This window comes from Lactobacillus sp. W8172 (assembly GCF_016102055.1).
In the GTDB taxonomy this organism is placed as follows: domain Bacteria; phylum Bacillota; class Bacilli; order Lactobacillales; family Lactobacillaceae; genus Lactobacillus; species Lactobacillus apis_A.
In genome coordinates this window covers 5766-20258 of sequence record NZ_JACFPG010000005.1, presented here as the reverse complement: position 1 = coordinate 20258, position 14493 = coordinate 5766, and the positions used below count along the sequence as shown (strand labels likewise).

General features: G+C 35.3%; 16 protein-coding genes. 4 read left to right on the top strand and 12 right to left on the bottom strand.

What is annotated here, in order from left to right; genetic code table 11:
* Nucleotide 1 precedes the first annotated feature (1 nt).
* Nucleotides 2-682, bottom strand: a complete 681-nt coding sequence (locus H3R21_RS06700; protein WP_198183963.1) for a histidine phosphatase family protein — start codon at nt 680-682, stop codon at nt 2-4.
* 36 nt (nt 683-718) lie between these two features.
* Entirely contained in the window at nt 719-1480 is a 762-nt protein-coding gene (locus H3R21_RS06695) for a sulfite exporter TauE/SafE family protein (RefSeq protein WP_198183961.1), read from the bottom strand.
* Between the two features lie 73 nt (nt 1481-1553).
* Here H3R21_RS06695 and H3R21_RS06690 point away from each other — a divergent pair, with 73 nt between their 5' ends.
* Both H3R21_RS06690 and H3R21_RS06685 read left to right on the top strand, forming a co-directional pair.
* Nucleotides 1554-2210: an HAD family hydrolase gene (locus tag H3R21_RS06690; RefSeq protein ID WP_198183959.1), complete on the top strand. Its 657-nt coding sequence runs from the start codon at nt 1554-1556 to the stop codon at nt 2208-2210.
* Nucleotides 2211-2246: 36 nt separating this feature from the next.
* The gene (locus tag H3R21_RS06685; protein WP_198183957.1) at nt 2247-2831 is read left to right on the top strand and encodes a DJ-1 family glyoxalase III; all 585 of its coding nucleotides are present in this window, start codon (nt 2247-2249) and stop codon (nt 2829-2831) included.
* A gap of 44 nt (nt 2832-2875) precedes the next feature.
* Here H3R21_RS06685 and H3R21_RS06680 read toward each other — a convergent pair whose 3' ends face one another.
* From H3R21_RS06680 to H3R21_RS06660, 5 genes are all read right to left on the bottom strand, one after another.
* Nucleotides 2876-4030, bottom strand: a complete 1155-nt coding sequence (locus H3R21_RS06680) for a hypothetical protein (protein WP_198183956.1) — start codon at nt 4028-4030, stop codon at nt 2876-2878.
* Nucleotides 4031-4217: 187 nt separating this feature from the next.
* Nucleotides 4218-5393 carry a hypothetical protein gene (locus tag H3R21_RS06675; protein WP_198183953.1) on the bottom strand — a complete coding sequence of 392 codons (1176 nt, stop codon included), beginning with the start codon at nt 5391-5393 and terminating at the stop codon, nt 4218-4220.
* A 4-nt stretch (nt 5394-5397) separates the two neighbouring features.
* On the bottom strand, nt 5398-6159 hold the full coding sequence (locus tag H3R21_RS06670; protein WP_198183951.1) for a hypothetical protein: 762 nt from the start codon (nt 6157-6159) through the stop codon (nt 5398-5400).
* Nucleotides 6156-6560 carry a hypothetical protein gene (locus H3R21_RS06665; RefSeq protein ID WP_198183950.1) on the bottom strand — a complete coding sequence of 135 codons (405 nt, stop codon included), beginning with the start codon at nt 6558-6560 and terminating at the stop codon, nt 6156-6158. The genes H3R21_RS06670 and H3R21_RS06665 overlap by 4 nt, the downstream gene beginning before the upstream one ends.
* A 2-nt stretch (nt 6561-6562) precedes the next feature.
* Nucleotides 6563-7177 carry an ABC transporter ATP-binding protein gene (locus tag H3R21_RS06660; protein WP_198183948.1) on the bottom strand — a complete coding sequence of 205 codons (615 nt, stop codon included), beginning with the start codon at nt 7175-7177 and terminating at the stop codon, nt 6563-6565.
* A 601-nt stretch (nt 7178-7778) separates the two neighbouring features.
* Between H3R21_RS06660 and H3R21_RS06655 the strand changes: the two genes are divergently transcribed.
* The gene (locus H3R21_RS06655; RefSeq protein WP_198183946.1) at nt 7779-7955 is read left to right on the top strand and encodes a hypothetical protein; all 177 of its coding nucleotides are present in this window, start codon (nt 7779-7781) and stop codon (nt 7953-7955) included.
* A gap of 901 nt (nt 7956-8856) precedes the next feature.
* Here the strand turns inward: H3R21_RS06655 and H3R21_RS06650 are convergent.
* From H3R21_RS06650 to H3R21_RS06635, 4 genes are all read right to left on the bottom strand, one after another.
* Nucleotides 8857-9054 (bottom strand): hypothetical protein, encoded by a 198-nt coding sequence (locus H3R21_RS06650; protein ID WP_198183944.1) that lies wholly within the window; start codon nt 9052-9054, stop codon nt 8857-8859.
* A gap of 20 nt (nt 9055-9074) precedes the next feature.
* Complete coding sequence (locus tag H3R21_RS06645) at nt 9075-9485, bottom strand: hypothetical protein (RefSeq protein WP_198183942.1); 411 nt, start codon at nt 9483-9485, stop codon at nt 9075-9077.
* A 129-nt stretch (nt 9486-9614) separates the two neighbouring features.
* Nucleotides 9615-10946, bottom strand: coding sequence for a PTS sugar transporter subunit IIC (locus H3R21_RS06640; protein ID WP_074426319.1), 1332 nt, complete (start codon nt 10944-10946; stop codon nt 9615-9617).
* A gap of 18 nt (nt 10947-10964) precedes the next feature.
* The gene (locus tag H3R21_RS06635) at nt 10965-12326 is read right to left on the bottom strand and encodes a glycoside hydrolase family 1 protein (RefSeq protein ID WP_198183939.1); all 1362 of its coding nucleotides are present in this window, start codon (nt 12324-12326) and stop codon (nt 10965-10967) included.
* Nucleotides 12327-12449: 123 nt separating this feature from the next.
* On the opposite strand from H3R21_RS06635, the gene H3R21_RS06630 reads away from it, so the two are divergent.
* Nucleotides 12450-13166, top strand: coding sequence for a GntR family transcriptional regulator (locus H3R21_RS06630; protein ID WP_228150051.1), 717 nt, complete (start codon nt 12450-12452; stop codon nt 13164-13166).
* A gap of 178 nt (nt 13167-13344) precedes the next feature.
* On the opposite strand, the gene H3R21_RS06625 is transcribed toward H3R21_RS06630, so the two are convergent.
* Nucleotides 13345-14493 (bottom strand): SLAP domain-containing protein (locus H3R21_RS06625; protein WP_198183937.1); only part of this gene is annotated, 1149 nt, incomplete at its 5' end.

The window sequence follows — 14493 nt, the reverse complement described above, 5'->3', positions numbered from 1 at the left end:
TCTACATATCTTCTGCATTAACATTATAATCCACAATTTCAAAGCGACCGTTATCATGGAGTAGCCCCCTTGTAACGCTACCATTATTAGGAAAAATAATGTCATGTAGGCCATCACTTTGATTCCAGTATTTGATGGCCAGCGTTTTGATAAAATCACCGTGCGAAACAATTAACACACGTTGTTCATTTTGAGTTAATTCGCCCAGAACGGATACAGCTCGCTCCATCCGCTCATCAAGTTCATGCTTATTTTCTGCCAAATGACGTGGATCAGCTTTTTTAGTTGCTTCACGGAACTCATAAATGCCGACTTGATTGATGATTTTAGTAACATCATCCTCTAGTCCAATTCCAGCTGCTTCACTGACTTGCTCCCAAGTCGTAGCGATATCATCGCCTTCAAATGAACCAAAAAAGACTTCACGAAATTCCGGAAGTTTTTTGATTTTGCCAATTTCAGAAACTTGATTGGCATCTTTCATTAAGTGTACTGTGTCAATTGCTCTTTTTAAATCAGAAGAATACATGTTATCAAAGTGAACCTGACTAAGCGCCTGCGCGGTTGACTTAAGATCATCAATTCCCTTGATTGTCAGAGGGGAGTCACACCATCCCTGTACTTTATCCAACTGGTTAAACATTGTTTCGCCATGACGTACTAGATAAACTTCTGTTGCCATTTTGTATTCTCCCTTCATTCAAATAGTGTTGGTAAACTATAACATATATGCTTTATAAAAGAAATAGCCCGCCTGTAAAAATGCTAATACAGCAATGAAAATGCGCACATATTTAGCAGGAACAACACGTAAAATATCCATACCAAAGTAGCCACCAATAAACATGCCAATTGCAAGTGGAATTGCCTGTATCCAATAGATATGCGAAGTGAAAGCAAAAACTATTAGGGCAACTAAGTTTGCCAGCCCACAAATTACATTTTTGATTGCATTGACAACAATGAATTTTTCATCTGTTACATAGGTTAACAAAACTATCACAATCACGCCAGCTGCAGCACCAAAATAGCCCGTATAAACGCCCATAAATAAAAGAGCCGCAATAGAAAGCAATTCTTGCCATAAAGGTCTTTTGTGTGGTTCCAAGCTATGATGCTTAGCCGATACAATTACCATGATTCCTGATCCGGCAATAAAAAACGGTACAACCTTTTCAAAAACAGCTGAAGGAAAAGCTAGTAATAAGTGACACCCGACTAGTGAGCCGATAACCGTAAAGGTGCCGTAAAAAGCAACCTGTTTCCAATGTCCTTTTAGTTCCTTGAGTGACGAAATAGTCGATCCTATTCCAGTCCAAATCAAGGCAGCATCATTTGTCACATTAGCATATACCGGTGGAATTCCCACTGCAAGCAGTACTGGATATGATGCTAAGGACGCCATTGATGCAACTGAGGACAGTAATCCACCCGCTATTCCTCCGCTTAGTAAGAAAACAAGTGTTAAAATTGATGGCATAAAACTTCACTTCCTTTTTAGCATTAATATCTATTATAATGCAGTTAAGAGTAAATTAAGAGGGTAATTTCAAGTGACTAAATATCAAACGTTAATTTTTGTTCCTGAAGGTAGTTTATTAAATGAAAAAACGGCTGAACAAGTCGCACTTAGACAAACTTTAAAAGAGCTCGGTCATGATTTTGGACCAGCTGAACGCCTAAAATATTCTAACTTACAAGGACAAGTTAAAATGATGGGGTTTAGTGAGCGCATCGCAGTAACTTTGCAAAATTTTTGTGCCGACAATTTTGCAGAAGCCGAAAAAATTTTCAAAACAAAATTAGAAAGTCAGCGGCAGTTAGTCAAAGATGCTATTCCATTTCTTGATCAAGTAACAAGCCAAGTTAATCTAGTTCTCCTTGCCAAAGAAGAACGTGAACTAATCTCAGCTCGCCTATCTGATAGCGAACTACTTAACTATTTTTCTGCTTCCTATTTTAAAGAAGATTTTGCTAATCCTTTGCCAAATAAAAATGTCCTGTTTCAAATTATAAAAGAGCAAGAATTAGATCCAGATAATTGCCTAGTTATCGGCACAGATTTAGTTGAAGAAATTCAAGGAGCAGAAAACGCTGGCTTGCAATCATTATGGATTGCACCGAAAAAGGTTAAAATGCCAATTAGTCCTCGACCTACTCTGCATTTAACTAAACTCAGTGACTTGCTTTTTTATCTTGAATTAAACTAGTTTATAATAAAAGAAATAGATTGGAGGTCTTTTAAAATGTGTAAAGTTGCAGTAGTTTTTGCTGACGGATGTGAAGAAGTTGAAGGTCTTAGCACAGTTGATGTTTTGCGCCGTTTGGGTGTTCAAACGGACATGGTCGGTCTGAGCAAGAAGGATATCAATGGTGACCACCAAATCAAATTGACCTGTGACAAAGTGGTTGATGACAGTTTGCTAGATTATGATCTCGTCGCTTTTCCTGGTGGAAAAACCGGTGCGGAGAACCTTCGTGATAGTTCCAAATTGGCTGAATTAATGAATAAACGCCATAATGAAGGAAAATGGGACGCTGCAATGTGTGCTGCTCCAATCGCATTAGCGCGTTATGGCGTTTTAAATGATGCAGATTATACCTGCTATCCTGGCTTTGATGAGCAAACAAAAACGGATGCACCTAGTGGTCATTTTAAGGAAACAATCACAGTAACCGATAATGAACACAAAATCATCACTAGTCGTGGTCCAGCCACTGCTTGGGCCTTTGCCTACGCAATTGCGGATGCTTTAGGCATTGATACTAAACCACTAAAAGAAGGTATGCTATATAACTTCTTGGCTGACAATATTAAGGACAGCTTATAAAAAACACCAAACTAAAAAAGAAACATCACTATGATGTTTCTTTTTTAGTTGCTTATATTTGCTTGTCTTATTCTACACTCGCTTCGATAATCAACGATAAGGGTTAAACCCAACATCAGCAAGGAACTAATTACTAAGGTCAACACACCGTGCTCAAAATTAATTGAAAGATTGTTTAAACAATAAGAAATTGAGCCTGTATTTATCTTTAACGATCTAAGATACGTAGTTGGAATCCATTGCGCAATTTGACGAACAGGAGATAGTAACATGGTTGCCAAAACAAGAAAAGCGATAATTGCACTTGAAACTAAAATCGTTGTTAATAATTTATGGCATAGTTTTACCATCAAATTGACAAAGATCACTAACATTAGAATATTCAAAAGTTGAAGAGTAACAGTTGTTGGTACTAATTTAGCTGCCGGAACAGTGGTTACTGTTGCTTTATAATCACATGTTTGGTGGATTATTAGCGGATAATTCAAACTATCTCGACCAAAAAATAGGATAGAGCTAGCAAAAAATGAGAAGGCAATTACTAGATAAGTAGAGCATATAACTAATAACCCTACACCCAAGTTAGATAGCAATTTTCCTATTTGGCCAACTGGTAAAACCTGCGCAAAGTCATCACAATTTTGGTGTGAACTAGTATAGAATTTAGCCAAAATAAAAATAATTAGTAGGATAAAGAAAGTGAGCCAATAATTGCTATTTAGTGCTAAAAATAGTTGGATACCAGCAAGCGCATTATTTTTTTTGCCTGGTGTTTTTGGATCAGGTAGTGACTCTAAAAAATTATTTGCACGATTTAACCAATTTCTTTTTTCTGTGGTTTGATAACTAATTTCCAGCTTATTGTTACGATGTCTCTTACCCTTACGTACCTCAGTCCACTGTTTAGTATTATTTTTATCGGCAATCAGATCTTTGCGTTTGACAGATTGCTTATCTTTTTGCGACCACTTCTTATCAATCAGGAGCTCGCCTTCTTTGCCTTCAGGATAATTACTATCCAAGATCACTACACTTTTAGCAGTTACTACACTATTATTTTGATTTTCAATGAAACTGCTATTTTTTAAGATATTTAAGTCCAAATAAAGAAAAATAAATAGGGCAATTAGTAGGATACTAAAAACAATAGATTTCAGATTATGTTTAACAATTTTCTTAAATTGAAATAAAAATAACACACTACCACCTCGCTCATCTTCAGTAAGCTAAACTAATTTTAAATAATAGCACTAAAAACCGAATCTTTTTGTAACATTGTATCATTTAGTCAGTGAGTTAAGTTGATTTGCCCGAGAGATATTAAAAAGATTTATTTTTTATTCGAGTTTTAAAAGTCTGTATTTTAAACTTAAAGAACAATCTAATTTATGAGTTAATACTCGTAATAAATAAAACTGAAGTGATTTTTTCTTGAAAACTACTAATGATTGCCGTTAAAGTTATCATAAGTACTGTGCCACTAAGCAAAACTACCAAACCTGTTTGGAAATTAATCTGGCTGTTTTGATACTGCAAGCCCAATTTACCATTAACAACTTCTACTGCATTAAGATAGGTCATTGGTAGCCATGCACTAATTCGTTTTAAAGGATTCGCCACCATTGTCGCAAGGTTAATACCAAGAACCACTAGTAGTGCAACAAGCAAAGTCGGCATTTTATCACGGAAAATACAAGCCAATAATCTGGTCAAAGCAACTATAAAAAATATGTACATAATTTGCAAAATAATGATTGGTAAGATCAAATCACCTGTTGGAACACATTTTATGACAGTTTTTCCCTTAACAAACTGCTGAATAATTGTCGGAAAAGCCAAATTACCCGTACCAGAAAAAACTGATGCAAAAATAAATAGCAATAAGTTAGCAACGGAGAAACTACCAGCAATCAACAAAAAGCCGGCAAAATTTTCACTTGTAGCCCGTTGCCAATTGCTGAGTGGTAACAATTTAGCTGTCGCCAATTTTTGACGATAAGAATCTGTTAAAAGTAGGCTGAGCAAAAAGAGTGCTACTATGGCAAAAAGATATGGCAAGTACATTTCATTGACTTGCATCCAAATTTGCCAACCAGTAACTGGCATTTCCTGCGTTTCATACTTTAGTGGGTTATTCTTTAAATAGCCGTAAAGAGCCATTTCCTTCTCTGCACCCACCATATTTTGTTCGTCTGCGGCTATAAATCTTTTACTTTTTTGCCATAATATCTCGTATGCTTTTTTCCAATTCTCAGCTTTGACTGCTTTTATTACCTTCCTATCTTGTTTCTCGCTTCTCTTGTTTTCAGCTAAAGAAAATTTAGCCTGCTCAACTTTTTTACTATCTTTTGGGAAAGTTAACAGTGTCTTTTTTGCTTTAACAATCTCTTTTTCAGAGTATTCAATACTAGTTTTTGCTATTTGCTCGAGTCTAAAATCAGATTCAGTTCGCTTGTTCATTACCAAAACGACTGCTAAAGCACCAACAACTAATAGAAGTGAAATGGGAGTTAGGATATTTTTAAAGACTTTTTTTAATTGAAAAGTTAAATACGTACTCATTCATTTACCTCTTTGACTCATTCTTAGTTTGAATATAATCGACCAAAATCAGTAATACGATTAGAAAACAGGAACTAATAATCAATGTAAGCATCCCGTTTCCAAAATTAACCTGTACATTCTCTAACTCATATGCCAAAGTACCAGAAACTGTCTTAAGTGGATTTAGATAAGTGCTTGGAAGCCATTGAGCAATCGCGTTTAACGGCTGTATCACTATCGTTATTAAGGAGCCACCAATTAACAATAAAATTGTTAGCAGCAATGACGGTAATTGATTACGGAAAATTTTAGCAATAAGTTGCGTAAAAAGTGCAATAAATAGAATTGCAAAAATTTGTAAAATCAATGCGTTGGGTACAATTTGACTTACTGGAACAATTCCCAAGGCAAATTTTCCGTTTACTACCTGATGGATAATGTATGGATAAGCAATATTACCTGTACCAAAAAACAAGGATGCACAGGCAAAAATTAATAAACTCATCCCTAACAAAATTACAATTCCACATATCCAGCCAATACTTGCGTTAGTTAAAATACTCTGGATTCTACCTATCGGCAAAACCATCGTAATGTCTTTTCCATTGCGATATGAACCAGTATATAGATAGGTCAAAATAAAAATCATGACTAAAGTTAATAAAATCGGCCAATATGTTTCATTTAGGTTTAGCAAAATTTGAATACCTGAAACAGGTGTATCACTTTCATAAGGCATCGGATGCGCTTTTAAATATTTAAAGCGCAGCTCAATGCCATTCACAAAGTTCTTCGAATTACTTTCAGAATTATTTTTTTCAACTCTTTTGTTGCCCTTATTTGTTCTTCATATACGGGCACCCAATGATTATTGTTGATATCCTCTAGCAATTTTTGTTTTTTGGCCAACGAAGTCTCGACTTTCTTCAAATCTTTCTTAGTTGATTGATATCTGTGATCCGTAGGTTTAAGCTCGCTGAGTTTTCGCTTGCTTTCTGCAACGATTTTTTTCTGCAATATAATATTACCTTGTAGCTGGCCTTTAATGGAAAAATTGTTACTATTCAGAGCTTTAGAATTGAAGTAAAGTACAGTAAGCGAAAAGATGAGCAGTATGACTACAGAGATTACTGTCAACTTAGATTTAGTGATTTTTTTGCGTTGTAAAGAAAAATAAGTACCCATGTCTATACCTCATGCATCATTTGTTTTTCTAGAACAAGCCGATGAAGATTATTAACTTTAACTTCACTGCTATAATGCGAAGTTAAAATAATACACTTATTCCTATTTGTAATCTCATCATTTAGTCGCTGATATAATTTATTACGACTTTCTTCATCCAAGCCATTAGTTATTTCATCCATTAGATAGTAATCAGCATCACTTGTGAAGTACATTGCTACAATTAACTTTTGTTTCATCCCTAAGGAGTATTTCTTGATTGGAACCTTGGCAAATTCATTAACACCCAAAAAGGTCATCTCTCGATCAAGGTCTGCATTCGAGTGCCATAGCTTTTTAACAAAATTAAGATAATCCAAGCTGTTGAGGTTATCATTAAACCAATCATTACTTTCAAAGAAAAAGAAGTTTTGCTTTTTCTTTGCATATGGCTCTCCATCTAACAAAATAGTTCCTGCCGAAATTGGAATTAAATTTGTGATTGCACGAAGAAAGCTTGTTTTTCCCGAACCATTTTCCGCAGCAATTTGATAAAACTGTCCTGGCTTAAACTGATAAGTAAAGTCATGCAAAATTGGTTGGCGTGTTTTAATTGATAGATTGTTAATTGTCAGCATATGTGGTCTCCTTAAATACAAACAAAATTTCAAACTAATAATTAAAGTTTAACAAAACTACTCATAAAACCTGTTTTATTTAAACATTTTTTAATGAATTAACTTTATAGTTAAAATTTTGCAAATTAAAAATAGGACGTAAAATATCCTATCTTTTAAGTACTAGATTAATAGCGGAATACAACCCTTTTTTCAATTGCTAAACGCTAATACTATTTTGCACTATGACACTTAAAAAAGGCGCCATACCCTAGTCTCAACTGCATAATCTCTTCTAAATAAAGCAAATATTTTAAAGCTAATATTAAAAAAGCTATTGAACTAATAATGCCATTTTTAACTATTAGAAATACTATTTTAGTTCCTATTTATAAATAAGTTTTAGGAGATATAACGCTATTCAAATATTTTAAACAAAGTGGCAATTTAGTTTGGTAATTGCCTTAACAGTCATTAATGCTGGATTTTCAACTCTGGTGGAAATCGCTAGTGCCAATGCTTTAATTCAAATAACTTAAGCTACATGCACAGCAATTTTTAATCTGGATTATAACTATGGCCTTAGCCTATGTAATGCGTGCCATTTTTGGTTACTTGATTAATGTTAATCAAACCAAAAAGTAGATTAAAGCAAGTAATAAGTGCGTGTGGTTTTGATGAAACAATCGAACATTTGCCTGATGGGTCAAACGCTTTATTAACCAACTATGGAACGAACTTGTCTGGTGGCCAAAAGCAAAAATTACAGATGCCTGGGCACTTTTGCGGGACACACTAGTTTACTTATTTGATGAAGCATCTTCATCACTGAATAAATCTACTAGCAATTCTTTAGAAAAATTAATCTTAACGCAAAAAGATAAATCAGTTATCTTAGTAACACATCACCTGCAAAACAGACTGCTGACCTGTCTGATGAAATAATTGATTTGAAAGATCAATGTGAGAGTTAAGCCCTTGGATTAACTCAGCGCTTGGCGTCAAAACATTGATTTTTCAATACTTTTCTACACTAAATATAAAAGAGCAATCACTTCATTATGACGTAAACCTGCATTTATGGCTATTAACTGTTAATTAAGGACTAATTTCCGATATTAAATCGGAGTTAGTCCTTTTATTTTGATTCTTTTCTGAATGTAATAAATAATGCAGTCTCTCATTGCATTTTCAATTCACAGAGATCTTTAAACTACTTTTTAAATCACATTGACCAAATTAACTTCTCAATCAAAAAATTGGTAAATAAAAAGATAGGACATAAAGTATCCTATCTTTTTACAGCGTACTCTCTCAATACCGGTTTAAATTGCAAGGTGGAATTATACAGCGAAAAATCAAAAGACATTTTGAGGCGACGGAGGAGAGATTTTCCATAAATCAGCTCAAAACTAGTTCTTCATTCGAGGTAGCAATTTGAGTACATAAATTTTTGAAACATCATGATTATCATAGCGGTATTGAAAGCTATAAGAAAAATGTATGTATAGCAATCTACTAACAAAGCCGTTTGCGTTCAATTGCTATGTATAGTATATCAGTAAAAAGAAAAGCATTCACGAGTACATCTAAAAAAGAATACACGTTTCTTTTTCTGTCGACTTCTATTAGTACGCTCTCAAAATTTGTTAACTAAAAATCAGTTCCTAATTTACCTATTAAGTCCCGCATTAACAGAACTAGTATCTAGGATATAGTCCAATTAGTAGTGCTGGAATATCCTTGTATTCAAGTTGACCCATCCATTTTTTCAATTCTTTAACGGAGGTTTTAGCAATTGCTCGCTCTTCCGGATCTTTTACTTGGTCTGCTAGTTTAGTTACCTTTTTGAGTTGCTTCTTAGCTGACTTCATTTGCATAATATCGCAATAATCCATCACTTTCAGCTCGGCCTTAATTAACTTTTTAAGGCTCTTTTTTGAGCATTAACATTGGATAAGTCACTAACAATGTTAACCCAACCTTTTGCTTGACCAGTCTGATCAACAATATGAACCTGTACGCCATTTCTCAATGAACTAACCTGATCGACCTTAAAGAGGACTTGATCATTAACCAACTTCTCTACTTCTGCTTTGGGTAGGTGCGCTGCTTGATGTGCTTTTAGGGAAATAGTGGCATCCTGATTTAATCTAAAAACATAACCTGCTTTAGCTAATCGGATTGACGCCTTTTCATCAGTCTTTGCCTCTTGTTTACTCTCCTCGCTGGTCGATGCGTCAACAACTGATGTTGCGATTTTACCAGTTGCAACTGAAAACAGTGCGATGGCTGCAGAAATTGTAAGTAGCTTTACGCCCTTCTTCATTGGTTAATTATCCTCACTAGTTCTAAAAATATCATTTACTATTGTAACATTGAGAATTCTAATAATTAACCTTTTTCTGTTATGTAACAAGGAAGAAATTAGTTTCTTTCGGTAAGTGCTAGAGACAATTTACTGATTATTTAGCTCAGCCTGCTTCAAAGCAACACGTTCTGAAATCTTGATAAATGGAATATAGAACAAGGTACAGACCACTAAAATAACGATTTGAACTAGCACTACTTTCCAGTCTCCCCCACTGGCCAACAAACCACTTAAAATTGGTGGTGTAGTCCAAGGAACTAAGTATGCCAAAGGTTTTACAAAACCAATTGCAGTTGCAAAGTAGCCGATTAACGAGCCAATAACAGGGCTCAAAACAAATGGAATAATCATTGGAATGTTAAAGACAATTGGGAAACCAAAGATAATTGGTTCATTGATTTCAAAAATTCCTGGGATAACTGCCAATTTAACTACATCCTTATATGGTTTATAGTGTGAAACTAGCAAAACGGCAATAATTAGAGCGATTGTTAAACCTGTTCCACCCATTTGTGAATAAACCGTTACAAAGTCTGTGTTAATAATGTGTGTAGCTTGTTTACCCGCTTGAACAGCAGCCATATTTTCATTCATATTAACCAAGTTCAACGGATCAAGTAAGGAGCCATTAATTACAGTTTGGTGAATTCCTAATGTATATAAGAAATTACCGGTTGAGTAGATTAGCAGGAATCCTGGCAGTGACGTATTAACTGAACGCAATGGCTCTTGAATTAACCGTGAAATAAGTGATACCAAGTCAGCATTGAAGTATGCCAATACTGCTGCAAATACACCAAATAATCCCAGCGTTAATAAGGATGGTAGTAAAACAGAAAAACTCTGACCTACGGCAGGTGGAACTTGATCCCCTAAGTTAATCTTTAAAGCTTTAACTTTTGAAAGTCTTAAGTATATTTCAGTTGCCAATAAACCGATAATAATGCCTGCAAACATCCCCGTGGTACCAACTTGAGAATATAGCACTGCTCCTGTAACTTCTACTGCCTTTTTTGCTCCATCTGGAGTCACGCTAACGTGGATAGCCAACATGATAAAAACTGCGGAAAGAGCAATTGCCGCTGCTGAAATTGGACTATCATAAGACTTATTTTTAGCCAAATAATATGCAATCATTGGCGCAATTAGGATACTTGCAACGTTTAGCGTTCCGTTGGTTAAGGATGTTCCAAATACTTGAAACTTTGCTAACATGTCGCCCTTGAGCACCCAAGTAAATAATACGTTGTTAAAAAACACTGCTACCCCGGCCAAGATAAACATCGGCATCAGTGTGGCAAAGGCATCTCGCAAAGAACGCAAATGAACTTGATTTCCAATTTTTACAGATATGTCCGTAAACTTATCCAAAAACCGTTGCAGTTTTGGATGAGCTTGTGTATTACTAACGTCATTCATATTTAACACCTCACATGTTTAAGATAAGTCTTGTCCGTTAGACTTAATTACTTTTTGGAGCCAATAATAGCTTTTCTTAGGTACGCGCTTCATATCGCGCAAGTCATGATTCGTTCGGTTAACATAAACCACGCCATAGCGTTTCTCCATATCACCTTGCGAACTCAAAATATCAATTAGTCCCCAGCCAAGGTAGCCGATAGCTTCCACTCCATCTTCTTCAATCGCTGCTTTCATTGCTTTAATATGATTACGGTGATATTCAATTCGGTAGTCATCGTTAATAGGATGTTCTCCATCCCACTTCTCACGCACACCAATCCCATTTTCAATTGGAAATACAGGTAAGTGGTAGCGTAGATAGATCTTGTTTAAAACATCACGGAAACCTAAGGGATCAATTTGCCAACCCCACTCGGTCGTTTTGAGATAAGGATTATCCTTTTTGCCATAATCCTGGTAGAGATTTGGTGCTGTGCCAGCAGGTATCTTACTTGCATCAATCGTACTGGAAGCATAGTAACTAAAACTCAGGAAATCACTCTTAAGGCGTGAAATTTCTGCCATTTCTCTGTCATTAACTTCAAGTTCTAACTTATTCTGTTTAACAAAATTAATTACTGCATCTGAGTACTTACCGTAGCTAAACGCATCTAGTAAATCAAAGTTCAGGAATTCGTCTATTTGATGTGCCGCAAAGACATCAGCAGGATTTGCAGTTGCACCATAAACTTGGTTGTAAGCTAGCATCCCACCAATTTTTGCATCTGTTTGATTATGTAAATAATTAGCAACCGCCGCATGACAGTACATAACATTATGAGCAATTTGATAAATATCGGTTAAAGTCTTATCACCTTTTAAATAACCAGCAATTTGAAATACACCCGAAGTGTGATACAAGTTTTGTTCATTAAAAGTAATCCAGTACTTAACTCGATCTGCAAAGTGATCGATCACGATCTTGCTATAGCGAATAAAGTCTTCACACACTTTTTTACTAATAAAACCGTTGTAATCTTCTGCTAAGTGTAAAGGCATATCAAAATGATAAAGACATAACATTGGTTCAATATTACGTGCTAGTAGACCATCTACCAGCTTGTCATAATATTTAAGTCCTTCCTCATTAACTTCACCGTCGCCATCCTTGATGACGCGTGACCAAGATATCTGGAACCGATACATATTCATTCCAAGATCTTTCATGTAATCAAAGTCTTCATCAAAATGATGGTAATTATCATTTGCAAAGTGCCAGTCACTAATATGCGGGCCAGACTTACGAACATCATAAACAGATAGGCTTTTACCGCCTTCGTTCCACCCGCCTTCTGTTTGCATACTTGAACTGGAATTGCCCCAGAAAAATTTTGTCATTATCATAACTTCTTTCTATTTATTAAAAGCGCTTTCAAAAATAATCATATTTCATCTTGCTTTTTAAGTAAATGATTGGCAAGCTGTAAGTAAAGTAAATAGTTTACTTACAATTGGAGGTGCATGATGATCACAAGACCTAAATACATAAAAATTGCTAACAAAATTGAAGAAGATATTCTAATGCATAAGTATCAAAAAGAGCTGCCTCATATCGACCAGCTAGCAACAGATTATGCAACTAGTAAAGTTACAATTGTAAAAGCCATTCGCTTTCTGAGCTATCAAAACGTTGTCAAACCGATTCGTGGCCACGGAACCCTGATTTTGACAGAAAAAGAAGTTGAAATTGCCAAAAAGGATAATGCTAATGAGCACGTCGGCTTTACCGAACGAATCAAGAACACGGCTCTATTAACCAATCACATTGTGTCATTTGACCTCCGCGAACCAACTGATAAAGAAGTTGCTCTTTTAAAAATTAGTCGCAGTGATTTAGTATATGACATTATTAGACAACGCTTGTTAAGTGATTTTCCGGTACGTCTTGAATATACAGTGATGCCTGTAAAGGTTATTCCAGGTATTACTGAAGAAGTTCTTAGGAAGTCAGTTTATGGATATATTGAAAATACGCTTCACTTAAAAGTTGGCAAGGCCAATAGAATTCTTCGTGCTGATAAACCAGATGCTTATGATCAGCTATATTTAAAGTGCAGCAAAACTGATCCGGTTTTTGAAGTTGAACAAGTTTGTTATTTGACTAATGGTATTCCCTTTGAGTATTCACAAACGCGAAATCGTTATGACCACGGTGAACTAACTCTAAACCAAGTATAAAGTCTTTATCCCTTTAATTAGTAACAAAAAAAAAGAGCTCAAAAAAGCTCCTTTTTTATTTGGTACGAAAAAAATATTGATTATAGCTGTAAATTGGCTTTGATGTAAAGTATTCTTACACTTGTTTTCATAAAAATTGCCGCTAAAAGAACTCTATCTTATGACTAATTTTAGTGCTTTATTCAAAAGCTGTTTGCTTTACAAATTGTCCATTACCAACCGAGTAGTAAGCTTTCCCTTGGATTATAGTAACCTCACCATAAGTGCGAATGTTATCACCAACACTAATAGTCACCTTACCAATACGCTTACCTGTATTATTGTAAACATCTGCCTTGGTAGTCAATACTCGAGATGTCCCCGTTAGCTCATCACTATCAAGATATTGATTATCACCAATTTCAATGAACATACGACCATTAATATTCCGAGTTTCACCTGTTGCCACTCGCGATCCAACTGATAAAACAACTTGATCTTTTTGTTGCCCTTCACTGTTATAAAGTCTAGCACTATGGTTCAACACTGCATTTGCAACAACACCGTCAGCTAATGTTTCATTTACCTCTTTGTTAGTTGTGCCAAAGTTAACAGCCTTAACATAGCGATTCACATCGATAGTATAAAATTCTTTGTCATCAAACCTAACTGGATCTCCATAAGTATCAACTTCCGTGTTTCTTTTAAGTAATTGACTGCCTATACGTTTCCCCTCTTTGTTATAAACAAATGAGTTCTTCAATAAGATTCGTTTTTGAGCATTAACATTATTAGCAGCAATATATAAACCGTTATCAATCAAATAGAACTCGCGTCCACCAATTATTTCTGTTCCATAAGTACTGAATACTGATCCTTTTTGAGCAACCATCAAGTTTGCGCGCTTGCCTTCTCCGTTGTAGAAGTATGAATCATGCATAATCTCTCTTTCAATTGCTTTAGAAGTATCTAGAGTTTCTTTATCTACAAAAGCCTTTGCGGTATTTCCTAAAAATTCTAAGTTCCTGGAATCAGAATTTTTTGCACTTGTAAGTTCATGGCTATTTAATTCCAGTGATCCACTATCTGAGTAGTTAGACTCAAAATCATCCGATTTTGGTAAAATGCTGTCTGTATCCTCAGACTTTAATTCGTTTGATTCTGCTGCTTTAATATCCGTTTCAACCAACTCTAAATCGTTTGCTTTGGTTGAATTGCTATTTGTATTCTCGGCCTTTAATTCGCTTGATTCTGCTGCTTTAATATCCGTTTCAACCAACTCTAAGTCGTTTGCTTTGGTTGAATTGCTATTTGTATTCTCGGCCTTTAATTCGCTTGATTCTGCTGC

What these genes read in the sequence shown, in the direction of transcription:
- H3R21_RS06635 (WP_198183939.1), bottom strand. Translation starts at nt 12,326, where the DNA reads ATGACAAAATTTTTCTGGGGCAATTCCAGTTCAAGTATGCAAACAGAA.
- H3R21_RS06640 (WP_074426319.1), bottom strand. Translation starts at nt 10,946, where the DNA reads ATGAATGACGTTAGTAATACACAAGCTCATCCAAAACTGCAACGGTTT.
- H3R21_RS06695 (WP_198183961.1), bottom strand. Translation starts at nt 1,480, where the DNA reads ATGCCATCAATTTTAACACTTGTTTTCTTACTAAGCGGAGGAATAGCG.
- H3R21_RS06650 (WP_198183944.1), bottom strand. Translation starts at nt 9,054, where the DNA reads ATGGATTATTGCGATATTATGCAAATGAAGTCAGCTAAGAAGCAACTC.
- H3R21_RS06700 (WP_198183963.1), bottom strand. Translation starts at nt 682, where the DNA reads ATGGCAACAGAAGTTTATCTAGTACGTCATGGCGAAACAATGTTTAAC.
- H3R21_RS06675 (WP_198183953.1), bottom strand. Translation starts at nt 5,393, where the DNA reads ATGAGTACGTATTTAACTTTTCAATTAAAAAAAGTCTTTAAAAATATC.
- H3R21_RS06630 (WP_228150051.1), top strand. Translation starts at nt 12,450, where the DNA reads ATGATGATCACAAGACCTAAATACATAAAAATTGCTAACAAAATTGAA.
- H3R21_RS06655 (WP_198183946.1), top strand. Translation starts at nt 7,779, where the DNA reads ATGTTAATCAAACCAAAAAGTAGATTAAAGCAAGTAATAAGTGCGTGT.
- H3R21_RS06645 (WP_198183942.1), bottom strand. Translation starts at nt 9,485, where the DNA reads ATGAAGAAGGGCGTAAAGCTACTTACAATTTCTGCAGCCATCGCACTG.
- H3R21_RS06665 (WP_198183950.1), bottom strand. Translation starts at nt 6,560, where the DNA reads ATGGGTACTTATTTTTCTTTACAACGCAAAAAAATCACTAAATCTAAG.
- H3R21_RS06685 (WP_198183957.1), top strand. Translation starts at nt 2,247, where the DNA reads ATGTGTAAAGTTGCAGTAGTTTTTGCTGACGGATGTGAAGAAGTTGAA.
- H3R21_RS06660 (WP_198183948.1), bottom strand. Translation starts at nt 7,177, where the DNA reads ATGCTGACAATTAACAATCTATCAATTAAAACACGCCAACCAATTTTG.